Origin of the sequence: Pantoea sp. EABMAA-21, assembly GCF_030053335.1 — a bacterium.
GTDB lineage: Bacteria > Pseudomonadota > Gammaproteobacteria > Enterobacterales > Enterobacteriaceae > Pantoea > Pantoea communis.
The window spans coordinates 1-487 of record NZ_JASGBX010000047.1; the positions used below are offsets into that span (position 1 = coordinate 1).

A 487-nucleotide genomic window follows, 5' to 3' on the forward strand; every position below is an offset into this window, starting at 1 on the left:
TTATTGAACCCCGCTTTGCGCTTCTGGATAAACAATTCCGCTCACACCGTTTCTTTGTGAATAAATCCGTTCCGGAAGTCGTCAGTCAGATACTGGATGAGCATGGTTTTAAGGGGTGGGAATATGAATTCAGCCTGAAGCATGGCTACCCCAAAAGGGAGCAGATTAACCAGTATCATGAAAGTGACCTGAAGTTTGTACAGCGTCTGTTGTCCGAAATCGGCATTTTCTATTACTTCACACTTCAGCCAGACACTCAGACTGAGGTCATCCGTTTTGGTGACGCGCAGAGCGCTTATTCCGATCAGAAGTCGCTGCCGCTGAACAGTCCCTCGGGTCTTGAAGACAATGCTCAGGAATCCGTCTGGAACCTGAATCTGACCCACAACGTGGTTGAAGCGGGTGTGACAGCAAAGGATTACAACCACCGTGAGGCACAGCGCATGCTGCGGTCGGTGAAGGCCGATATGACGCGGGGTGATGGTGA

General features: G+C 50.3%; 1 protein-coding gene. It reads left to right on the forward strand.

Annotated features, from left to right (window positions below):
* Nucleotides 1-487 (forward strand): phage late control D family protein (locus QMZ65_RS25180; protein WP_283216948.1); only part of this gene is annotated, 487 nt, incomplete at both ends.